We start from the raw sequence: 18,815 nt of genomic DNA on the forward strand, positions 1-18,815 counted from the left end.
CGGCACGACATGCACGAGGTGCCTATTCAAGGGGCAGACGAGCCCCTGGCCATGTGGTCGAGGATCTCGGTGTACTCGGCGCAGAACGCCTCGATGGTGGAGACGTCGAACAGGCCGGTCGCGTACTCCACCACCCCGCGCAACTCGTCGCCGTCGGGGCTCAGCACGACGGCCAGGTCCCGGCGCGCGCACTCGAGAGGCTGGTCGGTTGCCCGGACTTCCAGGCCCGGCAGGTTGATCGCCGGTAGGGGCGGGTTCCACGCGAACAGCATGTCGCCGACCGGCGAGGGCATTCCCGGCGCCCAGCCCCGGTCGAGGAGCCGGTAGAGCTGCGGCAGGTGCAGCGGCTGATGCAGGAGGGCGGCGGCGAGCGCTGCGTCGGCTTCGCGCACGAGTTCGGCGGGCGAACGCTCCGGCACCGGGCGCAGCCGGATCGGGATGGTCGAGGAGAACAGGCCCACGAGCGGTTCGACGCCGGTGCCGTCCCGGTGCGCGTACGGTGTGGCGAGCACGATGTCGCCGGATCCGGTGCGTCTGCCCAGCAGCGTGGCGTAGCCGGCGGCGAGCACGGCGAACAGGCTGGTGCCCAACGCTGTGGCGAGCTCGCGAAGCTGCGCGGTGAGCTGTGCCGAGACGGTGAACGTGAACTCCGCGCCGCGGGTGGTGCCGGCCGGGCGGGGGCGGTCGGTGGGCAGCCGCAGCGTCGGCGGTGCGCCCGCGAGCGTTTCGCGCCAGTGCCCGAGCAGCACCGGGTCGTCGTCGGCGGCCCGCTGGGCGCGGGCATACTGCGGGTAGGTGGATGACAGCTCGGCCGTCGCGCGTTGCCGTCCGCTGGTGCTCGCCCGGTAGCCGTCCTGCAGCTCCTCGACGAGTCTGAGCATGGACCATCCGTCGGCGGCCAGGTGGTGGACGGTGAGCAGGACGACCCATCGGTGCTCGGCGACGCGGGCCACCGCGGCCCGCAGCAGCGGCGGTTCACTGAACACGGTCCGGCCCTGCCGTACGCACCACGTGTCGACGTCGTCCTCGGCGACGTCGACGACGGACAAGGCGAGCGTGCGGTGTGCGTGGACGTGCTGTAGCAGGCTGCCGTCCTGTTCGACCAGCGACGTGCGTAGCGGGGCGTGCCTGCTGACGACCAGGTCGAGCGCCTGGTGCAGGGCAGGCAGGTCCAGCGGGCCGGTGATGTCGAGCCGGAGGGCGATGTGTACTGCGGCAGGGTCGGGTGCGCGCAGTTGGCGCCGCCACATCTGCTCCTGCTGGTGGGTGGCGGGCGCGACCTCCTGCGGTCGCAGGCGGGCGGCCAGGTCGCGGACGCCCTCGGCCCGTAGGACGGTGTGCACCAGCACGCCGAGCCGGTTCGCGACCCGCATGGCGGCCAGCGAGTCGCCGCCTGCGGCGTAGAAGCCGACGTCGACGGGCACCCGCTCGACGCCCAGTTCGGCACACCAGCTGTCGTGGACGGTGCGCTCGGCTGCGGTCTGCGGCCCCGGCCCGGCCGGGGCCGGTGGTGGTGCGGGCAGCGCGGCCAGGTCGACCTTGCCGGTGACGGTCAGCGGCAGCGATTCCAGGAAGGTCCAGGTGCGGGGGAGGAGGTAGGCCGGCAGCAGGCCGGTGACGTCGGGCCGGGGGTCCGCGCCGACCACATAGGCCGCCAGGTAGGGGTCGCCGTGGCCCTGGCGGGCGACGACGACCGCCTGCTCGACGCCCGGCATGGCGGCGAGCACGGTGCCGACCTCGGCTGGTTCGACCCGGCGTCCACCGATTTTGACCTGGTCGTCGACCCGGCCGACGTAGTCGAGCGTGCCGTCGGCCCGCCACCTGGCGAGGTCGCCCGTGCGGTAGCGGCCGTCGCGGAAGGACGGATGGCCCGGGTCGTCGAGGTAGCCCAGCGCCACGTTGCGCCCGGACACCCACAGTTCGCCGACCGCGCCGGGGACCACCGGCAGGCCGTCGCCGTCGCACAGGTGCACGGTGACGTTGTCGACCGGGCGTCCGATGTCGATGGGTCCGCTCGCATGCTCGGCGACCGTGCCGGCGGTGGTGACGATGGCGTTCTCGGTGGGCCCGTACGCGTTGACCACCCGCGCGCCGAATCCGTGGGGCGGGCGCCTGCGCAGCCGGCTGCCGCCGACCACCAGGGTCCGCAGGGACACGGGCTGGCGCCGGGCGAACAGCACCTCGGCGACGGGAGTCGTCAGGAACGCGGTGGTGATCTGGTGCCGGGCCCACCAGCCGGTCAGCAGCGCCGGATCGGCGCGGGCGTCGTCCGGCACGAGGTGCACCGAGGCCCCGGCCGCCAGCGCCGGGTAGATCTCGGCGAGGTTGGCGTCGAAGCCGAGCGCGAGGCCGTGCGCGACCCGGTCGGCCGGGGTCAGGCCGAGTTCGCTCACGTGCCAGCGCACCGTGTTCACGGCGGCGCGGTGCGGCACGACCACCGCTTTGGGCTGCCCGGTGGATCCGGACGTGTACACGCACCAGGCCGCGCCCTCGGCGACGCGGCGGGGTGCGTTGCCGGTGCGGGTGAGGCCTGCGCCGGTCACCAGGACGCGGGCGCCGCTGCGGGTGACGAGGTCACGCAGCCGGGCGGCGGGTTCTGCGGGGTCCAGGGGCAGGAACGCGCAGTCGCTGAGCAGCACCGCCAGCTGTGCGGCGATCAGTTCGGGGCTGCGCGGCAGCGCGACGGCGACGATCTCGCCTGCCTGGACGTCGAGTTCCTTGGCCAGGTCGCGGGCGCGGGTCAGCAGCCGGTCGTAGGTCCAGCCGGTGGTGCCGTCGACGACGGCGATCGCGCCGGGGCTGCGTTCGGCCTGGCGCAGGATCAGGTCGGCGAGCCGCTGCCCGTCCGGCTCGGTGGCGGGTCCGGTGAGCACGCTGGCGGGTGCGGGCAGGTCCCGCAGCGGGACGGCCGCGGTCTCGACGGCCGCGGCGAGCAGCTGTTCGAACAGCGCCAGCAGCCGCCGGACCGTCGGCTCGTCGAGCACCTCGGTGCGGTATTCGACGTGGCAGCGGACCGTGGTCTCGTGGGTCAGGTAGAGGACCAGGTCGGCGGGTGCCTTGTCCAGGCCCGCGTCGAGCACGGTCGCCCTGACGCCGGGCAGGTCGAAGGCGAACGCGCCGCCGGTCTCGTACTCGACGACGATGTCGAACAGCGGATGCCGGCCGGGTTCGCGGGCCGGTGCCAGTTCCGCGAGCAGCTGGTCGAAGGGCAGCAGATGGGTGTACGCGTCGGCGGCGTCGTGCTGCACGCGGCCGAGCAGGTCGGCGAACGTCTGTCCGGGCCGGATCTCGATGCGCATCGGCACCGTGTCGACGAAGAAGCCGATGAGGTCGGCGGTCTGCTCGTCGCGGTTGGCCATCCCGGTGCCGATGACGAGGTCGTGCTGCCCGCTCAGGCGCGACACGGCCATCGCGAACGCGCTCAGCAATACGGTGAACGCGGTGACCTGGTGGGCCCGGCCGGCGGCGCGGACGGCGGTGGCCACATCGGCCGGCAGTTCGTAAAAGACGCTGTGCCCGGCCGAGGACGGGCGGGGCGGGCGCTGCCGGTCGCAGGGCACGGTGACCGGGGCGGGGGCCGGGGTGAGCCGCGGGCGCCAGTAGGCCAGGGCTGCCTGGTGCTGTGCGGGGTCCACCGCCTGCCGGCGGGCGTGCTGCGGGTAGCTGGTCGGCAGCGGCGCGAGTGCCGTGGCGTGGCCGAGCCGGGCCCGGTAGCAGGCCGACACGTCCGTCGCGAAGACCGCGTACGAGCGGCCGTCCATGGCGATGTGGTGGAACGACAGGATCAGCACGTGCCGGGTGGGCGCGAAGTGCAGCAGCGTGAACGCGAACACCTGGCCCTCGGCCAGGTCGAACACGCGGTTGCTCTCCCGCGCGAGCGCGTCGCGCACGGCCTCGGTCTCGGGGCCCGCGCAGCGTACGACGGGCAGGTCCACCGGCACCTGCGCGAGCACCTCCTGCACCGGCGACCCTCCGGCCAGGCGGTAGCGGGTGCGTAGCGGGGCGTGCCGGGCTACGACGTCGGCCAGTGCCTGCCGCAGCAGGGCCGGGTCGACAGGCCCGTCGAGGCTGACGGCCGCCGCCTCGTTGTAGGCCGGCTGTCCGGGCTCCAACTGCTCGGTGAGCCACAGCCGGTGCTGCCCGGCCGACAGCGGGGCCTGTTCGAGGGACGTGGCGTCGCCGGGGAGGTCTGCGGCTTCGGCGTGTCCGTCGGCGGCGGTGACTGCCGGTGGGGCCGGGCGTCGGGCGGTGCGCCGCAGCCGGTCCAGGTGAGGCAGGCCGGCGAGGACGTGCTCGGCCGGCAGGCCGAAGTCGACGAACGCTGCCACCTCGTCCACGCCTGCGGCCAGTGCCGCTGCCAGCACCTGCCGGCTGCTGTCGACGGTGCCGATCAGCGCCCGCTCGTCGCAGTGGCGCCGGTAGGCACGCGACAGCACGAACCGCACGTCGTCGTCGTCCGCGCCGGGGTCGATGGACATCCCGAGACTGTTGGCGACCTGGCCGAGCAGGCTCAGCGAGGACCGCAGGTAGGCGCAGAACGGTGCGAACGCCTGCTGCCGTACGCCGTCGAGGTCGTCGCCGAGGTAGGTGTGCAGCAGCAGGACCACCCTGCCTGCCGCGGGGTCCAGGCCGTGCTCGGCGCGGGTGCGGCGGTAGAGGGCGATGTTGTCGGCGAGCCGGGCCATGTCCTGGGTCATCAGGTTCGTGACGATCCCGACGCCGCGGCGGGCGGCCTGCCGGTAGCTGTCAGGATTGCCGACGACGGCGGTGAACAGCGGCGGCTCGGCCTGCACCGGCGCGGGGAACAGCCGCACCCGCACCGGATCGCCGCTGCCGGACCGGGCGGGCACCGCCTCACCGCGCCACAGCGCGCGCACGGTGTCGAGGTGGTCCCACATCACCTGCTTGTGGTGACCGTAGTGCTCGGGGTGGAAGACGAAGTCGTCGGCGTGCCAGCCGGAGGCGACGCCGAGGCCGATCCGGCCGCCGGACAGGTTGTCGACCACCGACCACTCTTCGGCTACCCGGATCGGGTGGTGCAGCGGCAGCACCACCGATCCGGCGTTGATCCGGATCCGTTCGGTCCGGGCGGCGATCGCCGCGGCCAGCACCGACGGGTTGGGGAACAGCCCGCCGAAGGAGTGGAAGTGGCGTTCGGGGATCCACACCGCGTGCAGCCCGTGCCGGTCGGCGAACTGCGCCGCGTCGAGGATCATGCGGTATGCCGCCGGGGCGGCGGTGCCGGCGTGGTCGCCGAAGAAGTAGAGGCTGACATCGACCTCGGCGGCGCTGTCGGCCGGCTCAGTCCTGCCGACCGGGTCGGCGGACGCGACCGGCGCGATCCGCTCGGCTGCCGACGGCTCGGCGTTCGCGGCGGCCGGGGAACGGCCCGACAGCAGGTCCAGCTGCCTGCGCATGATGTCGAGCTGCAGGCGGACCACCTCGGCCAGTGCCTGGTCACCAGCCGGCCCCGCAGCGGTGGGCTGCTGTTCGGCGACAGGCGGCGGCTCCCCGAGCGCGCTGACGGGACCGGTCCCTGCGGCGGGGTCGGCGAAACCCACATCTGCTGAGCCTTCCGGACCAGGGGCGGGGGCCGGGATCTGGGCCGCCGGGTGACCGCCCGGAATCCCGTCCATGTCCGGAGCCGCGGCGGCGCGGGCGGTCACGGCGGCGGCCAGCCGGGCCGGGGTGTCGAGCTGCCCGAACAGTTCCCGCACCGGGACGCGTACCCCGAAGGCTTGCTGGGTCTGCCGGGCCAGCGACACCAGCAGCAGGGAGTCCGCGCCCAGGCCGAGGAACCCGTCGTCGGGTCCCACCCGGTCGACGGGCAGGCCCAGGCTGGCCGCGGTCATAGCCCTGACCCGGTCGGTGGCCGACGTGCCGGCGGGTTCGGCGATACGCGGACCGGCCCAGTGGGCGCGGCGCTGATACGGGTAGCGCGGCAACGGCACCCGCCTGCCGCCGCTGTGCCGCATCACTGCGGACCAGTCGACGTCCACGCCGCGGCAGTACAGCTCCGCCATGCCCTGCCACAGCCCTGCCACCGGCTCGCCGCCCGGTTGCGCGGCCACCCACGTCACCGGACTGTCCGCCGCCACGGGCAGTACACCCGGCCCGGCGGTCACGGCGGTCACGCACCCGGCGCCGGTCAAACCCGCGACGGCCTGGTCGAACAGCACCGGGCGACGGGCCTGCTCGCACAGGTACTCGGCGTCAGGCAGCCAGCCCGGTTCACGCAGCCGCCCGTCGACGGTGCTGACCAGCGGTGTCCGGATCGGACGCGGGCGCATACGCTGCGACACCTCGCGCAGGTCGGCGAGGATGTGCTCGACGGCCGCGGTGTGGAACGCGCGGTCGACGGGTAGCAGCCGTGCGGGCAGGCCCTGGGCGAGCACCGACGCGACCGCTTCCGGCGGCCCCGCGACGACGAACCGGTCGGGCGCGTTCACCACGGCCAGCTCCAGGCCCGGCGTGGCCTCGACCAGCGCCGACACTTGCTGGTGGGAACCGGTGATGGCGGCCATCGCGCCCGGGGGCATGAGCCGGCGCATCAGCTGGCCCCGGTGCCCGGCCAGCGCGATGGCATCGGCGGCGCTCAGTGCCCCCGCGGCGGCCAGCGCCGCCAGCTCCCCGGCGCTGTGGCCGAGCACGTACGCGGGTTCGACGCCCCAGGACCGCAGCAGCGCCCACATGCCCAGCCCGGCGGCGACCAGCGCGGGTTGCACGACGTCGGTGCCGCGCTCACCGGCCCGCAGCCGCCCCGGCACGTCGGCGGGCAGCAGCGACCAGTGCTCGGCGAACGCCGGGAACCGCGCCGCGAGCCTGGCGGCGTCGCCCAGGCCGCCGCCCTGGCCGGGGAACCCGAACCCGAGCGGTCCCGGCCCGGTGACCGGCACGTGCCCGCGGATCAGCAGGCCGGGCCGGCGAAGCTGCTCGGCCAGTTCGGCGGTGCTCGCGCCGAGCGCGACGGCACGGTGGCGGTGGTGCCTGCGGCCCGTCGCGGCGGTGCGTACGGCGTCGGCGTGGGCGACCTGCGCCAGCCGGTCGGGGTAGACGCGGATCAGCTCGTCGAGTGCGGTGGGGTCGGCGGCCGACAGCGGCAGCAGTCCCGGCGCGTCCGCGCCCGGCGGTGGGGCGGGGTGCGGCGGCTGCTCCACGATGACGTGGGCGTTGGTGCCGCCGACGCCCAGGGCGCTGACCCCGGCGCGGCGCGGTGCCGGTCCGGTCGGCCACGCGGTCGGCTCGGTGGCGATGCGGAACCCGCGACCGGCGAGGTCGATCGCGGGGTTGGCGCGGGTGAAGTTGAGCTGCGGCGGGATGATCCCGTCCCGTACGACCATGATCGCTTTAATGAGTCCGGCCATGCCCGCGCAGCTGTCCAGATGCCCGATGTTGGCCTTGACCGAACCCAGGTGCCGGGTGCCTTGGGGATACGCCCGCGACAGCGCCTCGAACTCGATGGGGTCGCCGAGCGCGGTGCCGGTGCCGTGCGCCTCGATGTAGCCGACGGACGAAGGTGTGACACCGGCGCGGCGCAGGGCCGTGCTGATGACCTCAGCCTGGCCGGTGACGCTCGGCGCGGTGAACCCGATCTTGCCGGTGCCGTCGTTGTTGATGGCCGTGGCGAGCAGTACGGCATGGATGGTGTCGCCGTCGGCCAGGGCCGCAGCCAGTGGTTTGAGGACGACGGCGGCCACGCCGTTGCCGCCGACGGTGCCGGCGGCGTCGGCGTCGAACGGGCGGCAGGTGCCGTCCGGCGACAGGATCGAGTCGGCGCTGTAGCGGTATCCGGTGACCTGCGGAACGTGCACGGCGGCGGCCCCGGCCAGCGCCACCTCGGCGTCCCCGGTCAGCAGCGCCTGCACCGCCAGGTGGACGGCCACCAGCGACGTCGAGCAGGCCGTCTGCACGTTGACGACCGGGCCGGTCAGGCCCAGCCGGTACGCGACCCGGGTCGCCAGGAAGTCAGGCTGGTTGCCCAGCGCCGCCCCGACCGACGCGGCCGGGTCATCGGATGCGGCGTCCTCGGCGAGCTGGTGGCGCAGGTACGTGTGATGCGGGTACAGGTTCATGCCGCTGCCCGCGAACAGGGCCGTTCGCGCCGGTGACGCCCCGGCCATGCCCGCGTCCTCGAGTGCGTGCAGGCACGTCTCCAGGAACAGCCGGTGCTGCGGGTCGAGCAGCTCGGCCTCCCGGGCGCTGATGCCGAACACGTCGGCGTCGAAGCCCGTGACGTCGTCGAGCACCCCGCTCGCGCCGACGAAGCCGGGTTCGCGGGCGGTGTCGGCGGCGATCCCGGCCGCGATGAGCTCCTCGGTGCCGAACCGGCGGACGCTGGCCACCCCGGCGCGCAGGTTCGCCCAGTAGCGGTCGACGTCCGGCGCGCCCGGAAACCGTGCGGCCATCCCGACCACGGCGACGCGCCGGTCCGGACCCGGCGTCGGCTCGGGATCCGCTGCGGCCGTGCGGCCTGCGCCCAGATGCTCGGCGAGCGCCTCGGCGGTCGGGTGGTCGAACAGGGCCGTATGCCCGACGGGCCGGTCCAGTACCTGCTCCAGCCTCGCCCGGACCTGCACCAGTTGCACCGACCCGAGGCCCAGCTCGGCGAACGGCCGCCGGGGATCGACGGGGCCGCCGACGACGTCGCCGAGCACGCCGAGCACCGCCGCCCGGACCGCTGGCCCCGTCTGCTGTCGGCTGCGCACAGGTTGCGGCGAAGAGCTGACTTCGCCGCCCCGGTTCGGGCCGGTCGCCTGCCGTGCCGTGTCGAGCAGCCGCTCACGCAGCCGCGATCGCTGTATCTTCCCGGCGCTGGTACGCGGGAAGTCCGCCGCCGCGACCGCCACCACCCGCGCCACCGGCAGCCGCAGCCGTGCCGCGACGGCCGCGGCGACCTCGGCCGCGACGCGGGCGTGGTCGGCGCCCGGTGCCGGGGCGTAGCAGACGACCAGCTGCTCGGTCCCGGTCCGTTCGTCCGGCACGCCGCAGGCGGCGACCAGGTGGTCGGCGATCCCGTGGACCTGCGCCGCGGCGGCCTCGATCTCGTGGCAGGGATGGTTGTGGCCGTTCAGGATGACCAGGTCCTTCTCCCGGCCGGTGACGGTCAGCCACCCGCCGCGCAGATACCCCAGGTCACCGGTGTCCAGCCAGCCGGGCTCCGGGAACGCGGCCGCGTCGGCGTCGGGTTCGCCGACGTAGCCGGGCGTCACCCTGCCCGACCGGACCTGCAGCCGCCCCACCTCGTCCTCATGCAGGACCGTGCCGTCGTCGCCGACGATCCGCAGCACCGCCCCCGGCGCCGGCGCCCCGACCGACAGGTAGGACCCCTGCGTGCAGCGGGGATCGCCGTAGGAGCAGAACGTGATCCCGGTACAGGTCTCCGACATGCCCCAGCCGGGCGTCAGCGCCGCCGCTGTGACGCCGAACGGCGCCGTGGCCGCGACGAACGCCGCGAACGTGTCCGGGGTGCACTGCTCCCCGCCGCTGACGAGCCTGCGTACCCGGCTCAGGTCCCAGTGCCGGCCGGTGCCCCTGCCCAGGGCATCGGTGACCATGCGGTACGCGAAGTTCGGCGCCCACGCGTGGGTCGCCCCGTACCCGTGCATGAGATCCAGCCACCGCAGCGGGTCGGCCAGCACCGGCTCGGTGGCCGCCTGCACCGACGACGCGCCGAGGAACACTCCGCCCAGGTGGTACAGCATCAGGCCGGCGACGTGATCCAGCGGCAGCCAGTTCAGCAGGACATCGCCGGGCGCGATGTCGAGCAGCACCCGCGCCCCCTCCGCGTACTCGCTCACCCCACGGTGGGTGATCTGCACGAGCTTCGGTCTGCCGGTGCTGCCCGACGACAGCTGCACCAGCGCCACGTCGTCGGGACCGGCATCGGGCACCGGCTCGCCAGCCTCGGCCGACAGCAACCCGGTCGCCTCCACCACCCGCCCCGACAGCACCAGGGTGCGCAGGCCGCTCACGTCCGAGCGGCCGCCGATGACCATCGGGCGGCCCAGCCTCTCCCAGGCGTGCAGCAACGCGTCCAGACCCGGGTTGGGCTGCTGGTAGCCGGCCGGCGGACCAGCGGTCACCGGGATCACGCCGGCGAGCACGCAGCCCCAGAAGACAGGGAAGTACTCGTCGTCGTCGAGCCGCAGCACCGCATGGTCGCCTGGGCGTGCGCCCGCGGCACGCAGGCCCGTCAGCACCCTGCACGCTGCCGCCAGCAGGTCCGGGTAGGTCATGAAACGGTCCGGATCGAGGTGCAGTCCCGCCCGTGGAAAGCACCGGGCCGCGCGAATTAGCGCATGCCCCAGCGTGAGCGGGTGGTCCGGCCCGGGGGACAGCGGGCCCCCGTCGCTGATCGCCAGTGTCATCGGGCTGCCTCCACGGTGCGCAGACGTCCCTTCCGGACGACGGATGCCAGATATGCCAGCGCCACGACCACGACGACCGCGTGCGCGACCAGCACCACCGGCAGCGGCTCGAACACCTCCAGCAGTGCCGCGCAGCCGACCATGCCCAGGCCGAACCCCGCGTTCTGCACGGCCGCCGCCCACCCGAACACTCCGGCCCGCTGCGCGTCGTCGACAGCCTGCAACCGTGTCGTGTAGACGACCTCGGCATACGTGTCGGCCGCTCCGGCGGCGAACACCACGGGGACGAGCAGCCAGATCGGCAGTCCGGTGAAGGCCGCGACGAAGAACACCGACATCAGTGCGGTGGCCGCGCCGAAACCGCGCGTTCCACCCACGTCGCCCCGGCGGGTCAGCCACCTGCCGGTGACCAGGCTTCCCAGCGCCCACGCGGTGGTGAACGTCGCCGCGAACGCCGCCGGGGCGGCAGGGAAAGCCTTCGTGGCGTACAGGGGCAGGGCGATGTTGTGGGAGGCCGAGCCGAACGCGTCCGCCGCCCGCAGCCCGATCATCGCGATCAGGGCCGGGGTAAGTTCGGCCAGCACGGCCCCGGGGCGGCGCGTCCCGCGCTGCCGGGCGGTCGCGGCGGCCCGGCGCGGGAACGGCACCGCGACCAGCAGCGCGGCGCTGAGCAGGTAGGTTGCCGCGTCCGTCAGCAGTACGGCCCGATAGCCGAGCCAGGTCACCAGCACCCCGGACGCGGCGAACCCGAGCAGCATGGCGGCGGACCTGCCCGTCACCAGCAGGCTGTTCGCGCGGGCCCGGCGGTCGTGCCCGACGATCTCCGGAACGCTGCTGCGCAGGGCCACCCCCCACAGCGCCTGAACCGCCCCCAGGATCACTGCCAGCCCGTACAGCAGTCCCATGGAAGGGGTCGCCGCGAGCACCAGCAGCGAGACGGCCGCCAGCACGTCGGCGCAGACCATCAGCGGCTTGCGGGGCAGCCGTGTGGCCAGCCAGCCGGCTACAGGCCCGCAGACGAGACCCGACCCGAGGCGCAAGGCCATGAACAGGCCCGTCTGCAGCGGGGATCCGGTCAGGTGCAGGGCGAACAGGCCCAACGCCACCATGTCGAGATAGCTGCCGAAGGAGGAGATCGCGTACGCGGACACGAGCAGCCGCAGCCGCGAAGGCACTGAAACCTGCTCAGATGTCACGTTTCAGGCCCCGTCGCACGAGATCCAATCATCGCCGATTAATGGGCTCGTATCAATACTTCGATCAATGCGAAGTCGGATCATCGCCCGTACGGCCCGACGGTAGACCCCGTTCGGCCGCTTGAGACCTGCGGCTGTCAGATACGCCCGACACGTCTCTCGGATTCCCCAGTGTTCGTCCATGCCCGTCGACGACGTCAAAGCCCTGCTGCGCGAGCGCGGCGCGCAGACCATCGACCACCCTGGCAGCACCCTCTACCGCCATCTGGTACGCGTACACGACCGTCTCGCCGCACACGGCCTGCCGGAGCCGACCGCGCTCGCGGGCCTGGCCCACGCCGCGTACGGCACCGACGGCTTCGACACCACCCTGCTCACCCGCGACGAACGCGACCTGCTGCGCGCCGTCGCCGAACTAGCCTTCCACCGCCGGTGGCAGTGCCGTACCAGCGCCGCAGCGCCTTCTCCCGCTCACCCGCGTCCTTCTCGACGGCGCTGCTGCCCGTCAACCGGATCACCTCCGGATCACTCAGCGCGGCCCGGATACCGTCCAGGTCCGCGTCGGTGAAGGGGCGCAGGACGACCCGCTCGCCGGCCAGGGTCGGTTTGACGGCGAAATCGGTGGTCTGTCGCTCGGTCACTCCGCGATGATGGCGACCCGCGGCCCACCGCGCAATCACAAAACCGCACCCGTCACCGCTTACTGCAGCACCGCTGTCGCCGCAGCGGCCGCGATGTTGGTCGGAGCCGCCTGTCGCAGACTCGGCAAGGCCTGCGACAGGCGGCTGCGGTGCTGCTTCAGAGGGTGGGCAGGACCAGTACGTCGGACGGGAAGCGCGGGATGATCTCGTAGTGCGTGTCGAACTGGCCGCTGAATCCGGTGACGACGACAGCCGGGCCGGCCACGATCCGGGAGAGGTCGATGCCGGACTGGACGCTGACGAAGACGGTGAGCTCGCCGGAGCCGTCGTCGACGAGGAACTTGTGGCCGTACGGCAGGTCGGACTCGGGTGCCTGGGTGACCTTCGCGACGACGCGGACCAGGCTTCCCTCGCTCTGCTCGTTGACCGCGCCGGTGGCAAGCCACCTGGGCAGGATCGGCAGCCCCCGGCCGTGGATCGTGATCCCGGCCGGGCCGTCGGGAACGAGGATGAGCAGCCCGTAGCTGTCCTGCAGCGCGCCGGTCACCCGGATGCGGTCTCGGGGCTTGACGTGCGGGTCGGCAGGGACGCTGACGTAGATCCCGCCGGTGAGGTCCTGGAGCCCGAACCCCTTGTCGAAGGAGCTGGACTCCGTCCAGCCAGAAGGAGTGGTCGCCGTTCCGCTGACCGTGACGACGCTGCCCAGTGGCAGCGAACGCGCCTGGCCGATCGATATCGCGTGGGGTGGGGCGGCCGCGGCGGAGGGCATGGCGACGCCCAGGGATCCGGTGGCCAGGGCCAGCGCCAGGATGGCTGCACGGCGGAGTAACGACATGGTGATTCCTTCCGCAACAGCCGGATCGACGGCCGTTGGTGGACAGCGATGATCCCGGGGAGCCGGGCAATCGACGGTGCCACGGCGGTCCGGTCGGGCGCGGACAGCCATCCGACCGCAGGCGCCATGTTCACCCGAACGGGTGTCGGCGCGCTCGCTGCCGACAACCTGGCAGGGCATCCGCGCACGACGGCAGGCAGGGCAACACTCCTGCAGGACCGGACGGCTCACCCCGCCGACGGCCGCAGCAGCACCGGCACCGCCTGCCTCCCGTTCATGATGAAGCTCTCCTGTGGCTCGACCTGCTCCGCGGGCACCCCGAGGCGAAGATCGGGGAACCGGGCGAACAGCGACGACAGCGCGATCCGGACCTCCAGCCGGGCCAGCGCGACGCCGACGCAGCGGTGGATCCCGTGTCCGAAGGCGAGGTTCTCCTTGGACTGCCGGGTGACGTCGAACCGCCCGGCATCCTGGCCGTGCAGCTCGGGATCGCGACCGGCCGCCGCGTAGTTGATCAGCACCGGTTCCCCCTTCCTCATGGCGACCCCGCAGATCTCCACGTCGTCGACCGGGAACCGGAACGGCAGGTGGGCCACCGGTGCCTCCGCCCGCAGCGACTCTTCGATGACGTCGTCCCAGGTCACCTGTCCGGTGAGCACCAGTTCACGCTGGTCCGGGCGGGTCAGCAGCGCGAAGACCGTGTTGCCGAGGAGGTTCATGGTGGGCACCGTCCCGGCGGCCCGCAGGAAGTGCAGTGTGTTGATGATCTCGGCGTCGGTCAGGCGGGCGCCGTCGGCCTCCTGCGCGGCGATGAGGTCCGTGGTGAGGTCGTCGCCTGGCAGGCGCCGTTTGGCCTCGACGAAATCCTGCATCGCGCCACGCCACCGAGCCACGTTGGCGGCCGCCTCCTCGGGGGTGATGGTGGTGGTGACGTTCACCTCGCCTCCGCGCAGCATCTCGTCGCGGAAACCGGCCGGCACGCCGATCAGCTCGCAGACGACCTCGGTGACCAGTGGCTGCGCGAAGCTGGTCCTGATGTCGACCACGGCACCCGCCGCAAGCCCGGCCAGCTCATCGAGCAGACGGTCCACGATCCGCTCGATGCTCGGCCGCATCGCCTCCACCCGCCCGCCACTGAACCCGCGCATGACGAGCCGTCGTAGCCGGGCGTGGTCCTCACCGTGCGCCGTCGCCAGGTTGTCCATCAGCGCCCAGCTCAGCAGCGGGAAGTCTGGCCCCACCGCGCCGGCCGCGAACGCGGTCCAGTGCCTGCGCGCGTCCTTGGACAGGCGCGGGTCGGCCAGCGCCTGCCGAACCGCCTCATACCCGGTGACCGACCACGCGGGCATACCGCCCGGCAGTTCGACCCGGGCGATCGGCCCGAGGGCACGGAGCCGGCTGTTCTCCTGGTGAATGTCGCGGCCGGTCCGGTCGATGACGACGGGGCATTGCTCTTCCACAGGAATTCCTCCACCTGAGCGGTCCGCGACAGCGTCACCAGAACCGTAAACGGGCGCGCGTTGCCGGGTCTTCTTCACCTTTGCTGGATTGCGGTCACAGCGGCGGTGGGGGTGGCGGCCGCACTTTGAAAGGTGCGTGCCACCGGCGGGCGCTGAGACCCTGCCACTACGGCAACGGCCCGCCCGGCCGCGCGCTGTTCTCCGTACCCCATTGGCCAAGGAGCGTGCCGCAATGACTCTCGCCGCGGATCTGTCGGCATCAGATGAATCGACGTCCCACCCGGAGCCGGCGACACCGCAAGACATCCTGCGGCGGGCCCACGACATCGCCGCGACCCTGGTGCAACGCCAGGCCGAGACCGAGCAACGCACCTACTACGCCGAGGACACCCATCGGGCGTTCGCCGAGGCCGGCTTCTATCGGCTGCTCGTGCCCCGCCGCTTCGGGGGGTATGAGTTCGGCGTCGACACCTTCTTCCAGGTGGTGAAGATCCTGGCCCGGGCCTGCCCGTCCACCGCCTGGATGTACTGCCTGGGCGCCACCCACGCGATACCGGCGGCGACGCTGTTCAGCGAGCGGGCGCAGCAGGAGATCTTCCAGGGCACCGACTTCATCGCACCGGCCACGATCGTCCCCGGCGGAAGCGCCCAGCGGCAGGACGACGGCACCTGGCTCCTCAACGGCACCTGGAACTACTGCTCCGGATCGCCGTACGCCACGCACTTCATCGGCCACACCCTGACCGCGACGGAGCCGGACGCCCCGCCGATCCCGGTGCTGTTCATCGCCCCCCGTTCGCAGTGGCGGCGGCTGGACGACTGGGGCGGCCAGCTCGGCCTGCGCGGCAGCGGCTCGCACAGCATCACGATCCGCAACGGGCGCGTCCCCGACCACTTCGTGCTGCCGGGATCGCACATCAGCGAAGTGGACGTCACCGCGGGCACCCCGGGCCGGGCGCTGCACGGCAACCCCCAGTACGGCGGCGGCCAGCTCAGCTACATGGTGCTCGAAGCCGCCGTGCTCGCCGTGGGCATCGCCCAGGGCGCCCTCGACGCGTACGCCGACCTGATGCGCAGCCGTACCACGCTGCTGCCGCCGTTCGTGAGCCGGACCGAGAACGTCGACTACCAGTTCTGGTACGGCGAGGCCGCAGGCATGATCGCCACCGCGGAGGCGGCTGCCGACAACGCCGTCAAGCAGTGGCAGGACATGGCCGCCCAGGGCCCCGATGCCTTCACCCGCGAGCAGGACATCCGCCTCACGACGATCTGCCGGCACGTGATCAAGCTCTGCTGGCACGCGGTGGAGCAGCACATCTTCCCCACCGCGGGTTCCAGTGCGGTACGCCACGGCGAGCGGATCGAACGGGTCTGGCGGGACCTGTCGATGCTGCAGAGCCACTCCGGCTTCGGCGTCTTCCTGCCGACGGTGGCCAACCGCGACCTGGCCCGGCTGCGCTTCGGCGCGGCGAGCGGGGTGTTCTCGTGATCCGGGTCGCCCGGCCCGGCGAGGCGGACTACGCGTCGGCGACACAGGTCTTCAACCTGGCCGCCCCACTGCACCCGGCCGTCGCGGTCACGGCGCGTTCGGTGGCGCAGGTGGGGGAGGCGGTCGAGTACGCGGCCGCGCACGGGATGCCCGTGCGCGTGCACGGCGCCGGCCACGCTTCGGCCACCTCGGCGCCGATGGAGGGCTGCCTGCTGGTGCGGACCATGATCGACGGCGGTGTGGAGGTCGACGCGTCCAGGCGCGTGGCGCGGGTGCCCGCCGGGACCAGCTGGGGCGCTGTCGTCGAGGCAGCCGTACCGCACGGGCTCACCGCACCGCACGGCTCGTCGCCGCTGGTGGGTGTGGTCGGTTACCTGCTGCGCGGCGGGCTGAGTTTCTACGGCAGGCGCACCGGGCTGGCGGTGAACTGCCTGCGCGCGATCGAGCTGGTCACCTCGGACGGCAAGGTGCGCCGGGTGGACGCGTCCTCGGACCCGGACCTGTGGTGGGCGATCCGCGGTGGCGGTGGCGGGTTCGGGATCGTCACCGCCGTCGAGATAGACCTGCTGCCGATGGGGCGGGTGGTCACCGGCGCGGCCTTCTGGCCGGCTGAGGATGCCGCCCGGTTGCTGCCGCGCTGGGCCGAGTGGACCCGGCACGCGCCCCGGGCGGCGACCACGTCGCTGCGGCTGATGCGGCTGCCGACGCTGCCCGGGATCATCCCGGCCGAGCTGAGCGCCGGACCGGTGCTGTGCATAGACGGCGCCGTGTCGTCCACCGGCGAGGACGACTGGCCGAACGCGCTGAGCCACGCCGAGGAGCTGCTCGGGCCGTTGCGCTCGATCGCCGCCCCGATCGTCGACTCCTGGCGGCCGGCGACCGCCGAAGCCGTTCTCACGGCGCATCTGGACCCCCCGGAGCCCGTTCCGACCAGCACCGATCACCTGCTGCTCACGGAACTCGACGACGACGGGCTGCGCGAGTTCCTGCGCGTGACCGGCCCCGGATCGGGTTCGCCACTGGTCGATGCCGAGCTGCGCCAGCTCGGCGGGGCGTTCGCGGTCCCGGACCCGGCCGGCGGCGTGCTCAGCCACGTCGACGCCCCGTACGCGTACGTCGGGGCGGGCCTGCCGGACAGCGCTGAGACGGCGGCTGCCATCGCGCAGCATCACGCCGTCGTGCGTACAGCCCTCGGGCGGTGGGACACCGGCCGCACGGCGCCCACCTTCGCCGGCCGCCGCGAGCACCCGCAGGGGCACCTCAGCCCGTCACAGCTCGCCCGGGTCGACCGGATACGGGAAGCGGTCGATCCCGTGCGGATGTTCGCCGGCGACATCGCCGCCCACCATCTCCGGCCGGGCAGTCCTGATCGTATCGACAGAGAGGTTGCACGCCATGACCATCGCTGACACGGCCCCGGCCGTGGCCGGCCTGCCCGCGCCCATCCCGCTCTCGTTCAACCAGCAGTTCCTGAGCCTGTGGGACCAGGGCGACGATGCCGGCCCGTTCGGCCCGCGCTACCACCTCGCGCACGGCTGGCGGCTGCGCGGCGAGATAGACGTCGACGCGCTGCGACGGGCGCTGACCGCGCTCGCCGCCCGGCACGAGACCCTCCGGACGGTGCTGGTCGCGCAGCCCGCCGGCCCGCGCGTGCCCACCGTTTTCCCGCCCAGCACCCCGCACCTGGAGGTGCGCGACCTGCCCGGCGTCGACCCGCACCGGCGCGAACAGGCGGTCGAGGAGCTGCTGATCGAGATCGAGTCGGGTGTCGTCAGCTCGCAGGAACCGCCTCTGATCCGCGCGGTGCTGGCCCGGTTCGACGACACCGACAGCGTGCTGGCGATCCTCGTGCACCATACGGCGACCGACGGGTGGTCGATGCGGGTGACGATGCGCGATCTCGCCGCCCTCTACGCCCGCGAACGCGGCCTGACCGACGCGGGCCTGCCCGACACCCCTGCCTACCGGGAGTTCGCCGCCTGGCAGCAGGAGAACTCCGCCGGGCCCGTCATCGACGACGCCAAAGGCTACTGGCGTGACCAGCTCGCGCACGCGGGGATCTACACCGAGCCCACGGACCGGCCCCGCTCGGCCGGGCTCGGCCAGGAGACCTCGGTCTACCGCTTCGCCATCGGCAAGGACCTCATCGGGCCCGCGCTGGAACTTGGCCGGGCCACCCGCAGCTCGCCGTTCATGGTCCTGCTGTCGGCGTTCTACGTGCTCGCTCATCGGCGCATTGGAGCGACGGATCTGGCCGTGCCGACGTTCACGCCCGGACGTGGCGAGGACCTGGAGCACACCGTCGGGTCCTTCTTCAACTTCATGCCGATGCGTACCGACATCGCCGGCTGCGCTACTTTCCGCGAGCTGGTCGGCCGGACCCGGGCCAGTTGCCTGGACGCCTACTCCTACGACATCCCCAGCCTGTTCATCTTCGGTGAGGCCCCGGAGCTGATGGCCCCGGCCATGGCCGACGACCGGGCCACCGTCGTGTTCCAGGCGTTCCCGTTCCCGTTCCTGATGGAGGGCGAACTGGTGGGCGACGTCGAGTACACCGAGGTCCGGCAGCGGCTGCTCGGCCAGCCGGTGGGCTCGGACGTCCCGGACGGGATGCTGTGGACGCTCAACGTCGACCCGGCCGGTGAGGTGCTCGGCAGCGTGCAGTTCAAGCGTGCGCTGTTCGACGAGGCGACGGCGGCCGCGATGGTGGCCGGTTACGTCGAGGCACTGCGCGACACCGTGCTCGACCCGGACGCGCCGCTGCGCCTGGACGCCGCGAAGGCGTGACCGTGCATGCTTGAGGGGCAGCGGCGCGATGCCGCTGCCC

The 18,815-nt window shown here is 73.0% G+C and carries 8 protein-coding genes; 4 read left to right on the plus strand and 4 right to left on the minus strand.

What is annotated here, in order from left to right; all coding sequences use genetic code 11:
- Positions 1-26: 26 nt before the first annotated feature.
- Both HAV40_RS26965 and HAV40_RS26970 read right to left on the minus strand, forming a co-directional pair.
- The gene (locus HAV40_RS26965; protein WP_275413527.1) at positions 27-10,367 is read right to left on the minus strand and encodes a type I polyketide synthase; all 10,341 of its coding nucleotides are present in this window, start codon (positions 10,365-10,367) and stop codon (positions 27-29) included.
- Positions 10,364-11,542, minus strand: a complete 1,179-nt coding sequence (locus HAV40_RS26970; protein ID WP_166386002.1) for an MFS transporter — start codon at positions 11,540-11,542, stop codon at positions 10,364-10,366. Before HAV40_RS26970 ends, HAV40_RS26965 begins: the two co-directional genes overlap by 4 nt.
- 202 nt (positions 11,543-11,744) lie before the next feature.
- Here HAV40_RS26970 and HAV40_RS26975 point away from each other — a divergent pair, with 202 nt between their 5' ends.
- Entirely contained in the window at positions 11,745-12,131 is a 387-nt protein-coding gene (locus HAV40_RS26975; protein ID WP_166386004.1) for a DUF6817 domain-containing protein, read from the plus strand.
- 230 nt (positions 12,132-12,361) lie between these two features.
- On the opposite strand, the gene HAV40_RS26980 is transcribed toward HAV40_RS26975, so the two are convergent.
- Both HAV40_RS26980 and HAV40_RS26985 read right to left on the minus strand, forming a co-directional pair.
- Entirely contained in the window at positions 12,362-13,039 is a 678-nt protein-coding gene (locus tag HAV40_RS26980) for a hypothetical protein (protein WP_166386006.1), read from the minus strand.
- A 227-nt stretch (positions 13,040-13,266) separates the two neighbouring features.
- Positions 13,267-14,499, minus strand: a complete 1,233-nt coding sequence (locus HAV40_RS26985) for a cytochrome P450 family protein (RefSeq protein ID WP_166386008.1) — start codon at positions 14,497-14,499, stop codon at positions 13,267-13,269.
- Between the two features lie 232 nt (positions 14,500-14,731).
- Between HAV40_RS26985 and HAV40_RS26990 the strand changes: the two genes are divergently transcribed.
- The 3 genes from HAV40_RS26990 to HAV40_RS27000 are packed head-to-tail and all read left to right on the plus strand — an operon-like array spanning position 14,732 to position 18,775.
- A complete protein-coding gene (locus tag HAV40_RS26990; RefSeq protein ID WP_166386010.1) occupies positions 14,732-15,988 on the plus strand; it encodes an acyl-CoA dehydrogenase family protein in 1,257 nt (418 codons plus the stop codon).
- Complete coding sequence (locus HAV40_RS26995) at positions 15,985-17,397, plus strand: FAD-binding oxidoreductase (RefSeq protein ID WP_166386012.1); 1,413 nt, start codon at positions 15,985-15,987, stop codon at positions 17,395-17,397. The genes HAV40_RS26990 and HAV40_RS26995 overlap by 4 nt, the downstream gene beginning before the upstream one ends.
- Entirely contained in the window at positions 17,384-18,775 is a 1,392-nt protein-coding gene (locus tag HAV40_RS27000) for a condensation domain-containing protein (protein WP_166386014.1), read from the plus strand. Before HAV40_RS26995 ends, HAV40_RS27000 begins: the two co-directional genes overlap by 14 nt.
- The last annotated feature ends 40 nt before the right edge of the window (positions 18,776-18,815 follow it).

The organism is Catellatospora methionotrophica (assembly GCF_011297335.1).
GTDB classification, from domain to species: domain Bacteria; phylum Actinomycetota; class Actinomycetes; order Mycobacteriales; family Micromonosporaceae; genus Catellatospora; species Catellatospora methionotrophica.

Coding starts and splice junctions, on each gene's coding strand:
- HAV40_RS26990 (WP_166386010.1), top strand. CDS start 14,732: ATGACTCTCGCCGCGGATCTGTCGGCATCAGATGAATCGACGTCCCAC.
- HAV40_RS26975 (WP_166386004.1), top strand. CDS start 11,745: ATGCCCGTCGACGACGTCAAAGCCCTGCTGCGCGAGCGCGGCGCGCAG.
- HAV40_RS26980 (WP_166386006.1), bottom strand. CDS start 13,039: ATGTCGTTACTCCGCCGTGCAGCCATCCTGGCGCTGGCCCTGGCCACC.
- HAV40_RS26965 (WP_275413527.1), bottom strand. CDS start 10,367: ATGACACTGGCGATCAGCGACGGGGGCCCGCTGTCCCCCGGGCCGGAC.
- HAV40_RS27000 (WP_166386014.1), top strand. CDS start 17,384: ATGACCATCGCTGACACGGCCCCGGCCGTGGCCGGCCTGCCCGCGCCC.